The sequence below is a fragment of the Klebsiella michiganensis genome (assembly GCA_000963575.1).
Taxonomy (GTDB): Bacteria; Pseudomonadota; Gammaproteobacteria; order Enterobacterales; family Enterobacteriaceae; genus Cedecea; species Cedecea michiganensis_A.
The window spans coordinates 1-15,657 of sequence record CP011077.1; the positions used below are offsets into that span (position 1 = coordinate 1).

11 protein-coding genes and 2 rRNA genes are annotated in these 15,657 nt (G+C 52.0%); 8 read left to right on the top strand and 5 right to left on the bottom strand.

Annotated elements, in window-relative coordinates:
- Positions 1 to 2,662: ribosomal RNA gene (locus VW41_00005) — 23S ribosomal RNA — on the top strand.
- Positions 2,663 to 2,729: 67 nt separating this feature from the next.
- Positions 2,730 to 2,845: ribosomal RNA gene (locus tag VW41_00010) — 5S ribosomal RNA — on the top strand.
- 315 nt (positions 2,846 to 3,160) lie between these two features.
- Here VW41_00010 and VW41_00015 read toward each other — a convergent pair.
- Positions 3,161 to 3,685, bottom strand: coding sequence for a molybdopterin-guanine dinucleotide biosynthesis protein B (locus tag VW41_00015; protein AJZ87540.1), 525 nt, complete (start codon positions 3,683 to 3,685; stop codon positions 3,161 to 3,163).
- Positions 3,667 to 4,194, bottom strand: a complete 528-nt coding sequence (mobA, locus tag VW41_00020; protein ID AJZ91802.1) for a molybdopterin-guanine dinucleotide biosynthesis protein MobA — start codon at positions 4,192 to 4,194, stop codon at positions 3,667 to 3,669. The genes VW41_00015 and mobA overlap by 19 nt, the downstream gene beginning before the upstream one ends.
- 130 nt (positions 4,195 to 4,324) lie before the next feature.
- On the opposite strand from mobA, the gene VW41_00025 reads away from it, so the two are divergent.
- From VW41_00025 to VW41_00035, 3 genes are all read left to right on the top strand, one after another.
- The gene (locus VW41_00025; GenBank protein ID AJZ87541.1) at positions 4,325 to 4,594 is read left to right on the top strand and encodes a hypothetical protein; all 270 of its coding nucleotides are present in this window, start codon (positions 4,325 to 4,327) and stop codon (positions 4,592 to 4,594) included.
- An 85-nt stretch (positions 4,595 to 4,679) separates the two neighbouring features.
- Positions 4,680 to 5,666, top strand: a complete 987-nt coding sequence (locus tag VW41_00030; protein ID AJZ87542.1) for a serine/threonine protein kinase — start codon at positions 4,680 to 4,682, stop codon at positions 5,664 to 5,666.
- A gap of 27 nt (positions 5,667 to 5,693) precedes the next feature.
- The gene (locus VW41_00035) at positions 5,694 to 6,317 is read left to right on the top strand and encodes a protein disulfide isomerase (GenBank protein AJZ87543.1); all 624 of its coding nucleotides are present in this window, start codon (positions 5,694 to 5,696) and stop codon (positions 6,315 to 6,317) included.
- Positions 6,318 to 6,332: 15 nt separating this feature from the next.
- On the opposite strand, the gene VW41_00040 is transcribed toward VW41_00035, so the two are convergent.
- On the bottom strand, positions 6,333 to 7,241 hold the full coding sequence (locus VW41_00040) for an acyltransferase (GenBank protein ID AJZ87544.1): 909 nt from the start codon (positions 7,239 to 7,241) through the stop codon (positions 6,333 to 6,335).
- Between the two features lie 446 nt (positions 7,242 to 7,687).
- Between VW41_00040 and VW41_00045 the strand changes: the two genes are divergently transcribed.
- The gene (locus VW41_00045) at positions 7,688 to 10,474 is read left to right on the top strand and encodes a DNA polymerase I (GenBank protein AJZ87545.1); all 2,787 of its coding nucleotides are present in this window, start codon (positions 7,688 to 7,690) and stop codon (positions 10,472 to 10,474) included.
- 331 nt (positions 10,475 to 10,805) lie between these two features.
- On the opposite strand, the gene VW41_00050 is transcribed toward VW41_00045, so the two are convergent.
- Entirely contained in the window at positions 10,806 to 11,441 is a 636-nt protein-coding gene (locus VW41_00050) for a GTP-binding protein (protein ID AJZ87546.1), read from the bottom strand.
- Between the two features lie 450 nt (positions 11,442 to 11,891).
- Between VW41_00050 and VW41_00055 the strand changes: the two genes are divergently transcribed.
- On the top strand, positions 11,892 to 12,407 hold the full coding sequence (locus VW41_00055; protein ID AJZ87547.1) for a GTPase activator: 516 nt from the start codon (positions 11,892 to 11,894) through the stop codon (positions 12,405 to 12,407).
- 190 nt (positions 12,408 to 12,597) lie between these two features.
- Positions 12,598 to 13,971 carry a coproporphyrinogen III oxidase gene (locus VW41_00060; GenBank protein AJZ87548.1) on the top strand — a complete coding sequence of 458 codons (1,374 nt, stop codon included), beginning with the start codon at positions 12,598 to 12,600 and terminating at the stop codon, positions 13,969 to 13,971.
- Between the two features lie 263 nt (positions 13,972 to 14,234).
- Here VW41_00060 and glnG read toward each other — a convergent pair whose 3' ends face one another.
- A complete protein-coding gene (glnG, locus tag VW41_00065) occupies positions 14,235 to 15,650 on the bottom strand; it encodes a nitrogen regulation protein NR(I) (protein ID AJZ87549.1) in 1,416 nt (471 codons plus the stop codon).
- Positions 15,651 to 15,657: the final 7 nt, after the last annotated feature.

The window sequence follows — 15,657 nt, forward strand, 5'->3', positions numbered from 1 at the left end:
AGCAGCCCAGAACCTGAATCAGTTTTGTGTGTTAGTGGAAGCGTCTGGAAAGTCGCAGGGTACAGGGTGATACTCCCGTACACTAAAATGCACATACTGTGAGTTCGAAGAGTAGGGCGGGACACGTGTGATCCTGTCTGAATATGGGGGGACCATCCTCCAAGGCTAAATACTCCTGACTGACCGATAGTGAACCAGTACCGTGAGGGAAAGGCGAAAAGAACCCCGGCGAGGGGAGTGAAAAAGAACCTGAAACCGTGTACGTACAAGCAGTGGGAGCCTCTTTATGGGGTGACTGCGTACCTTTTGTATAATGGGTCAGCGACTTATATTCTGTAGCAAGGTTAACCGTATAGGGGAGCCGCAGGGAAACCGAGTCTTAACTGGGCGTTAAGTTGCAGGGTATAGACCCGAAACCCGGTGATCTAGCCATGGCAGGTTGAAGGTTGGGTAACACTAACTGGAGGACCGAACCGACTAATGTTGAAAAATTAGCGGATGACTTGTGGCTGGGGGTGAAAGGCCAATCAAACCGGGAGATAGCTGGTTCTCCCCGAAAGCTATTTAGGTAGCGCCTCGTGAACTCATCTTCGGGGTAGAGCACTGTTTCGGCTAGGGGCCATCCCGGCTTACCAACCCGATGCAAACTACGAATACCGAAGAATGTTATCACGGGAGACACACGGCGGTGCTAACGTCCGTCGTGAAGAGGGAAACAACCCAGACCGCCAGCTAAGGTCCCAAAGTCATGGTTAAGTGGGAAACGATGTGGGAAGGCACAGACAGCCAGGATGTTGGCTTAGAAGCAGCCATCATTTAAAGAAAGCGTAATAGCTCACTGGTCGAGTCGGCCTGCGCGGAAGATGTAACGGGGCTAAACCATGCACCGAAGCTGCGGCAGCGACACTATGTGTTGTTGGGTAGGGGAGCGTTCTGTAAGCCGTCGAAGGTGAACTGTGAGGTTTGCTGGAGGTATCAGAAGTGCGAATGCTGACATAAGTAACGATAAAGCGGGTGAAAAGCCCGCTCGCCGGAAGACCAAGGGTTCCTGTCCAACGTTAATCGGGCAGGGTGAGTCGACCCCTAAGGCGAGGCCGAAAGGCGTAGTCGATGGGAAACAGGTTAATATTCCTGTACTTGGTGTTACTGCGAAGGGGGGACGGAGAAGGCTATGTTAGCCGGGCGACGGTTGTCCCGGTTTAAGCATGTAGGCGGGAAGTTTAGGTAAATCCGGACTTCTGTTAACGCTGAGGTGTGACGACGAGGCACTACGGTGCTGAAGTAACAAATGCCCTGCTTCCAGGAAAAGCCTCTAAGCATCAGGTAACATTAAATCGTACCCCAAACCGACACAGGTGGTCAGGTAGAGAATACCAAGGCGCTTGAGAGAACTCGGGTGAAGGAACTAGGCAAAATGGTGCCGTAACTTCGGGAGAAGGCACGCTGTCGGTAAGTGAAACCCCTCGCGGGTGGAGCTGAAGGCAGTCGAAGATACCAGCTGGCTGCAACTGTTTATTAAAAACACAGCACTGTGCAAACACGAAAGTGGACGTATACGGTGTGACGCCTGCCCGGTGCCGGAAGGTTAATTGATGGGGTTATCCGTAAGGAGAAGCTCTTGATCGAAGCCCCGGTAAACGGCGGCCGTAACTATAACGGTCCTAAGGTAGCGAAATTCCTTGTCGGGTAAGTTCCGACCTGCACGAATGGCGTAATGATGGCCAGGCTGTCTCCACCCGAGACTCAGTGAAATTGAAATCGCTGTGAAGATGCAGTGTACCCGCGGCAAGACGGAAAGACCCCGTGAACCTTTACTATAGCTTGACACTGAACATTGAGCCTTGATGTGTAGGATAGGTGGGAGGCTTTGAAGCGTGGACGCCAGTCTGCGTGGAGCCAACCTTGAAATACCACCCTTTAATGTTTGATGTTCTAACGTAGACCCGTGATCCGGGTTGCGGACAGTGTCTGGTGGGTAGTTTGACTGGGGCGGTCTCCTCCTAAAGCGTAACGGAGGAGCACGAAGGTTAGCTAATCACGGTCGGACATCGTGAGGTTAGTGCAAAGGCATAAGCTAGCTTGACTGCGAGAGTGACGGCTCGAGCAGGTGCGAAAGCAGGTCTTAGTGATCCGGTGGTTCTGAATGGAAGGGCCATCGCTCAACGGATAAAAGGTACTCCGGGGATAACAGGCTGATACCGCCCAAGAGTTCATATCGACGGCGGTGTTTGGCACCTCGATGTCGGCTCATCACATCCTGGGGCTGAAGTAGGTCCCAAGGGTATGGCTGTTCGCCATTTAAAGTGGTACGCGAGCTGGGTTTAGAACGTCGTGAGACAGTTCGGTCCCTATCTGCCGTGGGCGCTGGAGAATTGAGGGGGGCTGCTCCTAGTACGAGAGGACCGGAGTGGACGCATCACTGGTGTTCGGGTTGTCATGCCAATGGCATTGCCCGGTAGCTAAATGCGGAAAAGATAAGCGCTGAAAGCATCTAAGCGCGAAACTTGCCCCGAGATGAGTTCTCCCTGACTCCTTGAGAGTCCTGAAGGAACGTTGAAGACTACGACGTTGATAGGCTGGGTGTGTAAGCGTAGCGATACGTTGAGCTAACCAGTACTAATGATCCGTGAGGCTTAACCTTACAACACCGAAGGTGTTTTAGAGAGATTTTCAGCTTAGTTCAGGATTAGATTGATGGTCACGAAAGTGACGGTCAATGACAGAATTTGCCTGGCGGCCGTAGCGCGGTGGTCCCACCTGACCCCATGCCGAACTCAGAAGTGAAACGCCGTAGCGCCGATGGTAGTGTGGGGTCTCCCCATGCGAGAGTAGGGAACTGCCAGGCATCAAATTAAGCAATAACCCCGACCGAAAGGCCGGGGTTTTTTGCTTATGAGCTGTCCGGGAATTGATTACACGAGCATGGGCATGCGACAAAAGTGCCGGGAGCACTTTTGAACGCCGCCTGCGTCGGCCCCGAAGGGGCGAGTATCAGGATGATACGAGTATTGTAGGGAACTAAACCTCAGCCTGACGGGCAGGAAAGCCCGGCATACAACTGCCAGACACCAAATTAAGCATTAACCCCGCCCGAAAGGCCGGGGTTTTTTGCTTTCTGACGATCTCTAAAAAATGCCGTAAGCGGCATATTTCTCCCCCATTACTGCAGTTTTACCCATTTATGGATGAAATCAGCAATCTCCTCTGCATTATTGAGATCCAATACAGGGACAGATACAGTTAGCGGCACATTGCTGGCTATAGCAACGGCATGCCGATCTATCTCTAATGCTTCAGCTTTATGACCCGTTTCCTCTCTGAATAAGAGGATTTTGGCTACGGATTCGTGTTTAAAACCTTCGACCAGAATCAAATCCAGCTTGCTACCATCCATTCTTGATACAAGATAGTTCAAATCCAGGTCAGGATTTTCGGGGGTTTCCGTCATTAACGCCCAGCGCTTTTGGCTGGCGACAATGGTCTGCGCGGCGCCAGCTTTCCGGAGTTCATAGCTATCCTTTCCCGGTGTATCTACATCCATATCATGATGTGTGTGTTTGATGAGCCCTGGTCTGATGCCTTTAGCGAGTAACAATGGGATCAGTTGCTTCAGCAGTGTGGTTTTTCCTGTCCCGCTCCAGGCCGCAATTGCCAGAAGAGGTGGTGCTATTCGTTTTTCTGCCATCGTGAAAGCTCATCGAGAGTGTTTATATTGGTAAAACAAGTGGCCTGACCATCGAAAGAGGCTGAATGTCCGCCAACGCTAAGTAAAAACTGCATCACTCGCCTTTCGCCAGCGAGCAGATATTCTCTCAATGGCAAACAAAGTGAATGGTGAAGTAATGCTACGCCGGGGTGATCTCGTTGCCCATCATTGACCCAGACTGCCAACGTGTTACCACGCGTTTGCCAAAGTTTCCGGGCAAGGTCGGCGGGAATATTAGGAGTATCGCAAGGGCAAAATAGCAGCCACTCGCTTTCTGTTTGCTCCATAACGGCTAACATGCCGGCCAGTGGTCCTTGGTAGTCGGCAATTGCGTCCTGGATAACCGGAACTCCGCTTTTCCGGTAAATCTCGAGATTCCTGTTGGCGCTGATAACCACATCACCTACCTGTGGTTTTAATACCTTGAGGACGTGCTGGAAAAGCGGCTGGCCGTTTAGCAGGGCTAATCCCTTATCATTGCCGCCCATTCTGCTTCCCCTGCCGCCGGCTAACACAGCGCCGGTGACCTCTGTTAATCGCTGCACGAATATCGCCTCTTTTAATGTGGGTTTGAGCCTGCTAACGTGTTGCCTTTCACATGTGATATGGAACACCAACATGAAATGTAAACGCCTGAACGAACTTCTTGAACTGCTTCAGCCTGCATGGCAGAAAGAGCCAGATCTTAACCTGATACAATTCTTGCAGAAACTGGCCGCGGAGTCAGGTTATCGCGGTGAACTGACCGATCTCACTGATGATGTACTGATCTACCACCTGAAAATGCGCGATTCTGCAAAAGATGATGCGATCCCAGGCCTGAAAAAAGATTATGAAGAAGACTTTAAAACGGCACTGCTGCGCGCTCGCGGTGTAATTAAGGAGTAAAAGAGTAAAAGCTTGTAAGCCGAAACACTTAAGAGGCTTTGAAATGTTATCCTGAAAGCATTCGTATTTACTTCCGGTTACCGGGATGACAGACAGCGCATTTAATTTCCAGACTCTACATCCGGATACAATCCTCGATGCTCTTTTTGAACAGGGTATTCGGGTGGATTCGGGGCTGACGCCGTTAAACAGTTTTGAAAACCGCGTCTACCAATTCCAGGATGAAGAGCGCCAGCGTTTTGTAGTGAAGTTTTATCGCCCTCATCGCTGGTCAGCGGCGCAAATTGAAGAAGAGCATCAATTTGCGCTGGAACTGCAGGCCGATGAGGTGCCTTTAGCCGCCCCTCTTCATTTTGCGGGAAAGACTCTCCTTCATCATCAAGGGTTTATGTTTGCCGTGTTCCCTAGTTTGGGAGGGCGGCAATACGAAACCGATAACATTGATCAAATGGAATGGGTGGGCCGTTATCTTGGCCGCATTCATCAAACGGGTCGTCAGCAGCTCTTTCAGCATCGCCCAACCTTTAGCCTGGATGAATATCTCTCCCAGCCGCGCGAGCTATTTGAATATAGCGAGCTTATTCCCCGTGCCCTTAAGAAAGATTTTCTGGCGGCAACGGACGCGCTGATAGAGGAAGTTAAACGTACCTGGCATACTGATTTTGTACCACTGCGTCTGCACGGTGATTGCCACCCGGGAAATATCCTCTGGCGCGACGGCCCCCTGTTCGTTGACCTCGATGATGCCCGTAACGGCCCGGCCGTGCAGGACATCTGGATGCTGCTAAACGGTGATAAAGCCGAACAGCGCATTCAGTTAGAAACCATCATTGAAGCTTACGAAGAGTTTTCGTCATTTGATACCGGCGAGCTAACCCTGATTGAACCGTTACGCGCTATGCGCATTGTCTATTATCTCGCGTGGCTAATGCGACGCTGGGATGACCCCGCATTCCCCCGAAATTTCCCCTGGTTTAGTGAGGAGGATTTCTGGAGAAGACAGACTGTAACCTTTACAGAGCAGGTCCGGGTTCTACGAGAACCTCCATTACAATTAACGCCAATGTATTAATCAGTAAATTTCAGGAGAGAGTTGATTATGAAGAAGATTTGGCTGGCGCTGGCGGGCATGATCCTGGCATTTAGCGCTTCTGCAGCACAGTTCACCGACGGTAAACAGTACATTACCCTGGATAAGCCGGTTGCCGGTGAGCCACAGGTCTTAGAATTTTTCTCATTCTACTGCCCGCACTGTTACCAGTTTGAACAGGTGCTTCATGTTTCTGACAACGTGAAGAAGAAGCTGCCGGAAGGCACTAAAATGACCAAATACCACGTTGAGTTCCTTGGCCCATTAGGCAAAGATCTGACTCAGGCCTGGGCTGTCGCTATGGCTCTGGGCGTAGAGGACAAAATTTCATCCCCAATGTTCGAAGCCGTTCAGAAAACACAAACCGTGCAGAATGATGCTGACATCCGTAAGGTGTTCATCGATGCGGGTGTGAAACCGGAAGAATACGATGCGGCCTGGAATAGCTTTGTGGTGAAATCTCTGGTTGCTCAACAAGAGAAGGCAGCAGCCGATCTTCAACTGCAGGGCGTACCAGCCATGTACGTTAACGGTAAATATCAGCTGAACATGCAGGGCATGGATACCAGCAGCATGGACATCTTCGTGCAGCAATATGCTGACACAGTGAAATTCCTGGTTGAGAAGAAATAAGATTAAAAAAGCCGGTCATTGACCGGCTTTTTTGCCCTCAGCGTGCAGCGTTTCCAGCTGCTTATCTTTCTCGCTCCACAGCATATTTAGCCAGAGCTGAAAACGGCGCTTAAAGCTTTTATCGTTAACGTAATCCCCGTGAAGCTCTTCGGTAATGGGCACCAAAGAGACCCGGACAACGATTTTGGTCATTTTCCCTGACAGCATATCGTAAAACGGCAAGCGGTTATTCTCCGGATAACACAGCGTGACGTTCAGCATCTTATCAAACTGTTTGCCCAGTACATTCATTGCCATCGCTATACCGGCGGCTTTGGGCGGTAACAGATAGTTAAATGGCGAACGGGTCTGTCCCTTTTTCTCTGCGGTGAAGCGCGATCCCTCAACAAAATTCACAATGGTGGTTGGGTGAGCACGAAACTTCATGCAGGAACGACGCGTCGTTTCGACATCTTTCCCCCTGCGCTCAGGATGGCGCAGTAAATAGGCTCGTGAATATCGCTTCATAAACGGCATATCCAGCGCCCAGCAGGCCAGTCCCATGAAAGGAACCCAGGCAAGTTGCTGTTTAAGAAAGTATTTGTTCATGGGAATATGTTTGCGGAATAACACGCATAGGATCACGATGTCTGCCCAACTCTGATGGTTGCAGATTAACAAATACCAGTTCTTTTTATTCAGCCCCTCTAATCCCTCAACATCCCATTTTAAATAAGGATTGAGGCGTAGCAGCAACGCCAGCCCTTCGCACCAGCAGTACATCATGAAGTCAGCAAATATCGAGATCGAGCGCCAGACAGCCGGAACAGGCAGCACTAGCTTAACGATCCCGGCCAAAATGATAGGAACAGAGCAGGCGATCGTGACCAAAATAGTCAGTGCAATACTTAACACCAATGTGATCGCAGCGAGTAATCTCGACATAGGTAATGTTTTTGCAGGTTAGGGTGTATGGAACGCTGGTATTAACGGCAATAAGAGGCGGATCTTATCAGAAAACCTATAATGACGACTCGCCAAATGAACAGGATTTTCACCTATCGCATTTATGGGGAGAACAAGGGCCTGTTTTTTTTACTCGCCTGAGTATATATCCACATCAAACGATCGTTAGTTAATTCAGTATTGCTAAACTAACATTTGTTTAACTTACTGAAATTAAAATGTATTTAATAAGGATGCGATAAAAATAATGCTATGAAATTAGTTGGTTAAAAAAATATGCACAAAGTTATCCACAAAAACGATCTCACGCAGGATCTCCCGATCCTGGAATTCTTTTCAGCATATTGCGCCCAATAGTTCATGTTTTTGGCCTGGCTATGGCATCCTTTAGCAATACATTAATCACAGGCATGGAACGGAACATTATGGTCCAGATCGCAGACAACCCGCTTATCCTCGTTGATGGCTCCTCCTATCTTTATCGGGCATATCACGCCTTCCCACCGTTGACGAACAGCCGTGGCGAGCCAACAGGGGCGATGTACGGCGTGCTGAACATGCTGCGTAGCCTGATTTTGCAATACCAGCCGACGCACGCTGCCGTGGTGTTTGATGCCAAAGGCAAAACGTTCCGTGATGAGTTGTTTGAGGACTATAAATCGCATCGCCCCCCAATGCCGGACGATCTCAGAGCGCAGATTGAGCCGCTGCACGCGATGGTTAAAGCGATGGGCCTGCCTTTACTGGCCGTGTCAGGCGTTGAAGCTGATGACGTTATTGGTACGCTGGCGCTGGAGGCTGAAAAAGCCGGTCGCCCGGTGTTGATCAGTACCGGTGATAAAGACATGGCGCAGCTGGTGACGCCGGGCGTGACGCTGATTAACACCATGACCAACACCATTCTTGGGCCGGAAGAGGTGCAGACAAAATACGGCGTGCCTCCGGAGTTGATTATCGACTTCCTGGCGCTGATGGGGGATTCTTCGGACAATATTCCTGGCGTGCCGGGCGTAGGTGAAAAAACGGCACAGGCGCTGCTTCAGGGGCTGGGTGGGCTGGATACGCTTTACGCCACCCCGGAAAAAATTGCCGAACTCTCCTTCCGTGGGGCGAAAACCATGGCCGCTAAGCTCGAACAGAGCAAAGAGCTGGCCTATCTCTCCTACAAGCTTGCTACCATCAAGACCGACGTTGAGCTGGAACTGGGCTGTGAACAGCTTGAAGTCCAGCAGCCGGCGGCAGACGAACTGTTGGCACTCTTTAAGCAGTATGAATTCAAACGCTGGATAACCGACGTAGAAGCCGGGAAATGGATGCAGGCTAAAGGGGCTAAACCGACCGCGCAGCCGCAGAAAGCCGCGGAGGTTGACGCTGAACCCGAAGCGCCAGCCAGCCAACTCTCTTATGACAACTACATCACTATCCTCGATGAGAAGGTGCTGGTTGAATGGATTGAACGGCTGAAAAAAGCGCCGCTCTTTGCGTTTGATACCGAGACCGACAGCCTGGACAACGTCAGTGCCAGGCTGGTGGGGCTCTCCTTCGCCACGGAACCAGGCGTGGCCTGTTATATCCCCGTCGCACATGATTATCTTGATGCTCCAGAGCAGATTTCCAGCGCGCGCGCGCTGGAGTTACTTAAGCCGCTGCTGGAAGACGAGAACGCACTGAAAGTCGGGCAAAACCTGAAATACGATCGCGGCATCATGCAGAACTATGGCATTGAGCTACGGGGCATCGCTTTTGACACCATGCTGGAATCCTACACGCTGGACAGCGTTGCAGGCCGCCATGATATGGACAGCCTGGCCGAACGCTGGCTGAAGCACCAAACCATCTCCTTTGAAGAGATTGCCGGCAAAGGCAAAAAACAGCTGACCTTTAACCAGATCGATCTGGAAACTGCCGGGCGCTATGCGGCAGAAGACGCCGACGTCACCCTGCAGCTGCATCTGAAGATGTGGCCGAAGCTCGAGAAGGTTGCAGGCCCACTCAACATCTTTAAAAACGTTGAAATGCCGCTGGTGCCGGTGATTTCACGCATTGAACGCAACGGCGTTAAAATCGACCCGGCTATTTTGCACGCGCATTCTGGCGAGCTGACTAAACGTCTGGCTGAGCTTGAGCTGAAGGCGCATGAAATCGCCGGGGAAGAGTTCAATCTCTCTTCTACGAAGCAGCTGCAAACCATTCTTTTTGAAAAGCAAGGCATTAAGCCGCTGAAGAAAACGCCGGGCGGCGCGCCGTCGACGTCTGAAGAGGTACTTGAAGAACTGGCGCTCGACTATCCGCTGCCTAAAGTGATTCTGGAATACCGTGGCCTTGCGAAGCTGAAATCCACCTATACCGACAAGTTACCGCTGATGATTAGCCCGATAACCGGGCGCGTGCATACGTCTTATCACCAGGCGGTCACGGCCACCGGGCGTTTATCCTCTACCGATCCTAACCTGCAGAACATTCCTGTTCGCAACGAGGAAGGGCGCCGTATTCGCCAGGCCTTTATTGCGCCTGAGGATTACGTGATTCTTTCTGCGGACTACTCACAAATTGAACTGCGCATCATGGCCCATCTCTCCCGCGACAAAGGTCTGTTAAGCGCCTTTGCAGAAGGAAAAGATATCCACCGCGCCACCGCTGCGGAAGTCTTTGGGCTGCCTCTGGAAAGCGTTACCGGAGAGCAGCGTCGCAGCGCGAAGGCGATTAACTTTGGTCTGATCTACGGGATGAGCGCATTTGGTCTTTCCCGCCAGCTCAACATCCCGCGCAAAGAGTCCCAGAAGTATATGGATCTCTACTTCGAGCGTTATCCTGGCGTGCTGGAGTACATGGAGCGTACGCGTGCTCAGGCGAAATATCAGGGCTATGTTGAGACGCTGGATGGCCGCCGTCTCTACCTGCCGGATATCAATTCCAGCAACGGCGCTCGCCGTGCCGGTGCGGAACGTGCCGCGATTAACGCCCCGATGCAGGGTACCGCCGCCGATATCATCAAGCGCGCGATGATCGCTGTCGATGCCTGGCTGGAGACAGAAAAGCCTCGGGTGAAAATGATCATGCAGGTGCACGATGAATTGGTGTTCGAAGTGCATAAAGACGACGTGGAAGCGGTGTCTAAAAAGGTACATGAGCTGATGGAAAGCAGCATGAAGCTCGACGTGCCGCTGCTGGTGGAAGTGGGCAGCGGTAAGAACTGGGATGAGGCGCATTAATACTCAATGCTCAGGTCATGTTTTTGTAACTAAGCAACATAAGTCATAGCTTTTTGTGATGATGCTTCAAGAATGTGATGCAAAAAGTGAAAAAAAACTACAAAAAATGCTTTTTTGAGCGATTAAAAAGGAGTAAAGTTATTCGCGTAGGGTACAGAGGTAAGATGTTCTATCTTTCAGACCTTTTACTTCACGTAATCGGATTTGGCTGAATATTTAGCCGCCCCAGTCAGAAATGACTGGGGCGTTTTTTATTGCGTGAAAGAAAAGAAAAACGCGGCCGGGGCCGCGTTTTGGACAGTGAGTGAACAGACGACCCTTAAGGGACTCATTACTCTTCAGCTGCCTCTTCTTCCACCGCCGGAGGAAGATCGTTGTACCAGCTATCCAGTTTCAGACGCAATTTATCAACGCCGGTTTTCTTCAGGGAAGAGAACGCCTCAACCTCGATATTGCCGCCAAACGCCAGAACCGCTTCACGTACCATATTCAGCTGCGCCTTACGCGCACCCGATGCCAGCTTATCGGCTTTGGTCAGCAGCAGCATGACTTCGATATTGCTGGCTACGGCCCACTGAATCATCTGTTGGTCGAGATCTTTTAGCGGATGGCGGATATCCATCAGCACGACCAGGCCTTTCAGGCTGTTACGCTTTTGCAGGTATTCACCCAGCGCGCGCTGCCACTTGTGTTTGACCTCTTCCGGGACTTCGGCGTAGCCGTAGCCCGGTAAGTCTACCAGGCGTTTGCCTTCGGCAACTTCAAACAGGTTGATAAGCTGAGTACGGCCAGGGGTTTTACTGGTACGCGCCAGGCTTTTCTGATTGGTCAGCGTGTTCAGTGAGCTGGATTTCCCCGCGTTAGAGCGGCCTGCGAAAGCAACCTCAATACCGGTATCAGAAGGCAGATGGCGAATGTCCGGTGCGCTGAGCACGAACTTAGTCAGTTGATAGTTCCAGTTTTTCAAAACGGTTGTCTCCGTCAGGTGAGCATTTGCCGGGGATTATACCTGAACGAGAAGAAAACGCCGTGTTTCTCGCCAGAAGCAGAAGGCTTACAGTGGAGTGGATCGATTTTGTAAGCCATTTGCTATAGCAAATGGCAGATATCCCGGTGAGTCTGGAGAATCATATGTAAAATAGTCGTTTATTTTCAAATGATTAATTTATTTGCCTATCGCGGGGGTTGTCGTGAGCTTGAGCGGCTACCTTGTTAATGACAAGCATAGCGGTAAAGTGAGTGTGTCGGCGAAGGAAGGACAGGGTTGTCTCAAGCTAACATGGAATAAATTGCTCCTTTACGGGGGCCAGAATAAGAAAAAGGCGACAGGTTAACCTGTCGCCTTTTTTCTTTGCTTGCTTTCTGCTAGATTCCGCCGCAATTCTATACTGAATAAAATGGCTTAAGACGACTTATCATGAAGCAACAAAACTCGGCACCACAAGGTAAAAAACCGGCAAAAGCACGCCGTAAATCGCGCGAAGAGATCGATCAGGAAGCGCGTGAGCGTAAGCGCCAGAAAAAACACCGTGGCCACGCAGCGGGCAGCCGCGCTAATGGCGAAAACCAGGCAAAAGGTGGTAAATCATCGGGTCAGGCAAAAGACCCTCGCATTGGCAGTAAAAAACCCATTCAACTGGGCGTGACCGATGCAGCACCGGTCGCTAAACAGCACAAACCGAAGAGCGAGAAACCTATGCTAACACCGCAGGCTGAGCTGGATATGCTGGAAAACGATGAGCGCCTGGATGGGCTGCTGGAACGTCTGGAAGCGGGCGAAACTCTTAGCAAAGAAGAGCAGTCCTGGGTGGATGCGAAGCTCGATCGCATCGACGCGCTGATGGAACAACTCGGCATCGCCTGGGAAGACGATGAAGAGGAAGAAGAAGAAAAAGCGGATGATTTGATGCGTCTGTTGAAAGGCGGTAACTGACGTTTACCTCTATGGGATTACCTGTTCTTATTATGGTTATTCCGCTGGTGTGTTATCTGCTGTGGTTATTCGTTAAACTACGGCGGCTGTCGCGGCTGCAGAATTCGCTGCGGCGAAGGGTTATGGCTCGCGGAACGAGTGGGCCAGCTTCGCCCCGTCGGCGTCGGCGACAACACCGCAAGGAGTGAGTATGTCTGAGCAGTTAATCGACTGGGATCTGGCTCTGATCCAGAAATATAATTATTCAGGGCCGCGTTACACCTCTTATCCAACCGCACTGGAATTTTCTGAAGCCTTTGGCGAGCCAACATTTTTACAGGCGGTAGCCCGTTACCCGGAGCGGCCGCTGTCGCTCTACGTGCATATCCCGTTCTGCCACAAACTTTGTTATTTCTGTGGCTGCAATAAAATTGTGACCCGCCAGCAGCACAAAGCCGATCAGTATCTCGATGCCCTTGAGCAGGAAATTATCCATCGGGCGCCGCTGTTTGCGGGCCGTCTGGTTAGCCAAATGCACTGGGGCGGCGGGACGCCAACTTACCTGAGCAAAGCTCAAATCAGCCGCCTGATGGCGCTGCTGCGCGGCAATTTCCACTTTAATGATGATGCTGAACTGTCCATTGAAGTTGACCCGCGTGAAATCGAGCTGGATGTGCTCGACCATCTTCGGCAGGAAGGCTTTACCCGCCTTAGCATGGGGGTTCAGGACTTTAATAAAGAAGTACAGCGCCTCGTCAACCGCGAGCAGGACGAAGAGTTTATCTTCGCGCTGATCGAGCGTGCGCGTGCGCTGGGGTTTACTTCCACAAACATTGACCTGATTTACGGCCTGCCAAAACAAACGCCGGAAAGCTTTGCCTTCACGCTCAAGCGCGTGGCCGAGCTAAGCCCACATCGCCTCAGCGTTTTCAATTACGCACACCTGCCGACGCTATTTGCCGCCCAGCGCAAGATTAAAGACGCTGACTTACCGAGCGCGCAGCAGAAGCTGGATATTCTGCAGGAAACCATCGCCTCGCTGACGGGTTCTGGCTATCAGTTTATCGGTATGGATCACTTTGCCCGCCCCGACGACGAACTGGCGATTGCCCAGCGCGAAGGCAAACTACACCGTAATTTCCAGGGATATACCACCCAGGGAGATACCGATCTGCTGGGGCTTGGCGTTTCGGCTATTAGCATGATTGGCGACTGTTATGCGCAGAACCAGAAAGAGCCGAAGCGCTATTATCAGCAGGTGGATGAGCAGGGCAATGCGCTGTGGCGCGGGCTGGCGCTCACGCGGGATGACTGCATTCGTCGCGATGTCATCAAGGCGCTAATCTGCAACTTCCAGCTTAATTTTGCCGACATTGAACAAGCATGGTCGCTGACCTTTGCGGATTACTTTGCCGAAGACATGGGTTTGCTGGCGCCGCTGGCAAAAGATGGGCTGGTGGAGATAAGTGGGCAGGGGATCCAGGTGACCGGCAAAGGGCGTCTGCTTATTCGCAACATTTGTATGTGCTTTGATGCCTACCTGAGGCAAAAGGCGCGCCTGCAGCAGTTTTCCAGAGTGATATAAAAAAGGCGGGGTTTCCCCCGCCTTCTCTTTAGCTAAAGAAGCTAACCAGTAACGCGCACATCACCGCGGCTACTGCCGTTTGCGGCGAATGCCCCGCGGCTGCACCAGTCTCAGCCCCACGCGTTACCATATGAATGATGGATTCCAACATAACTGACTCTCCTGCCTGAACGCGCCCGATCATACTTAACCCGGCGCGACAGTAAAGTACAAAATAGCAGCAATTTGCGGGCTAATTTGCTTCTTTACAAAATGGCCGGACGTTACTCCATACCCAGCTCTTTTAGCTTACGAGTCAGCGTGTTCCGCCCCCATCCCAGCAGACGAGCCGCTTCCTGTTTATGTCCCTGAGTGTGTCTCAGCGCGGTGGTCAGCAGCGTGCGCTCCATTTCCGGCTGAGCCTCAGAAAGCAGATCCTGATGACCCGAGCGTAACGCTCGTTCTGCCCACTGCGCCAGCAGCATGGCCCAGCTGTCGGGGTTGGTTTGCGTGATCCCCCCGCTCTCGGCCACCGTCGTTTCAAACAATTCGCTGGGAAGATCCTGAATCAGGACTTCCTGACCTGCCGCCATGACCGTCAGCCAGCGACAGGTGTTTTCCAGCTGGCGCACGTTGCCGGGCCAGGCGAGGCGGGTTAAGGCATTTTCCGTTTCCGGATGCAGCAGTTTTGCTTCCACACCCAGTTCGCGGGCGGCCACTTGCAGGAAATGGCGTGCCAGACGCGGAATATCTTCCCGGCGCTCGCGAAGCGGAGGCAGGTGGACGCGAATCACGTTCAGGCGGTGGAACAAGTCCTCTCGAAACTTACCTTCCTGCACCCGCTGCTCAAGGTTTTGGTGGGTTGCCGCTATGATGCGAACATCCACTTTTACCGCCGCGTAACCGCCCACGCGGTAAAACTGGCCGTCAGCCAGCACGCGCAGCAGACGCGTCTGAACGTCCAGCGGCATATCACCTATTTCATCGAGAAACAGCGTGCCGCCGTCGGCCTGCTCAAAGCGCCCCTGTCGGATCTGGTTGGCGCCGGTAAAAGCCCCTTTTTCGTGCCCGAACAGCTCTGACTCAATTAAATCTTTCGGAATTGCCGCCATGTTGAGCGCGATAAACGGCGATTTAACCCGCGGGCTGTGGCGATGCAGCGCGTGCGCCACAAGCTCTTTGCCGGTGCCCGACTCGCCGTTAATCAGTACGCTGATGGAGGAGCGCGACAGGCGGCCAATAATACGAAATACGTCCTGCATCGCCGGGGCTTCCCCGATAATGTCGGTCGTTGGCCCGTTATCCGGCGCATTTCTCGGCTGCTGCTGTTCCTGATAGTGGCTGATAGCGCGCTCAACCAGCGCTACCGCCTCATCAATATCAAACGGTTTTGGCAGATAATCGAAAGCCCCCTGCTGATAGGCGCTGACGGCCGCGTCTAAATCCGAATGCGCGGTCATTATGATGACCGGCAGCATCGGGTGGCGCTGCTTGATCTGCTTTAACAGGGCAAGACCATCCATGCCGGGCATACGAATATCCGACAGCAGCACGTCCGGGGTTTTGGTCGCCAGCGCGTCCAGTACCTCATTGCCATTTTCAAAGGTGGTGCAGCTTAACCCGGCCCCGGTTAACGCGCGCTCAAGGACCCAGCGGATGGAGCTATCGTCGTCAACGACCCAAACTATCCCTCGTTGCATAAAGACC

Excerpts from the sequence above, each read along its gene's own strand:
- VW41_00015 (AJZ87540.1), bottom strand. The coding sequence starts at position 3,685 with ATGGCAGAAAAACGAATAGCACCACCTCTTCTGGCAATTGCGGCCTGG.
- mobA (AJZ91802.1), bottom strand. The coding sequence starts at position 4,194 with ATGGGCGGCAATGATAAGGGATTAGCCCTGCTAAACGGCCAGCCGCTT.
- VW41_00025 (AJZ87541.1), top strand. The coding sequence starts at position 4,325 with ATGAAATGTAAACGCCTGAACGAACTTCTTGAACTGCTTCAGCCTGCA.
- VW41_00030 (AJZ87542.1), top strand. The coding sequence starts at position 4,680 with ATGACAGACAGCGCATTTAATTTCCAGACTCTACATCCGGATACAATC.
- VW41_00035 (AJZ87543.1), top strand. The coding sequence starts at position 5,694 with ATGAAGAAGATTTGGCTGGCGCTGGCGGGCATGATCCTGGCATTTAGC.
- VW41_00040 (AJZ87544.1), bottom strand. The coding sequence starts at position 7,241 with ATGTCGAGATTACTCGCTGCGATCACATTGGTGTTAAGTATTGCACTG.
- VW41_00045 (AJZ87545.1), top strand. The coding sequence starts at position 7,688 with ATGGTCCAGATCGCAGACAACCCGCTTATCCTCGTTGATGGCTCCTCC.
- VW41_00055 (AJZ87547.1), top strand. The coding sequence starts at position 11,892 with ATGAAGCAACAAAACTCGGCACCACAAGGTAAAAAACCGGCAAAAGCA.
- VW41_00060 (AJZ87548.1), top strand. The coding sequence starts at position 12,598 with ATGTCTGAGCAGTTAATCGACTGGGATCTGGCTCTGATCCAGAAATAT.
- glnG (AJZ87549.1), bottom strand. The coding sequence starts at position 15,650 with ATGCAACGAGGGATAGTTTGGGTCGTTGACGACGATAGCTCCATCCGC.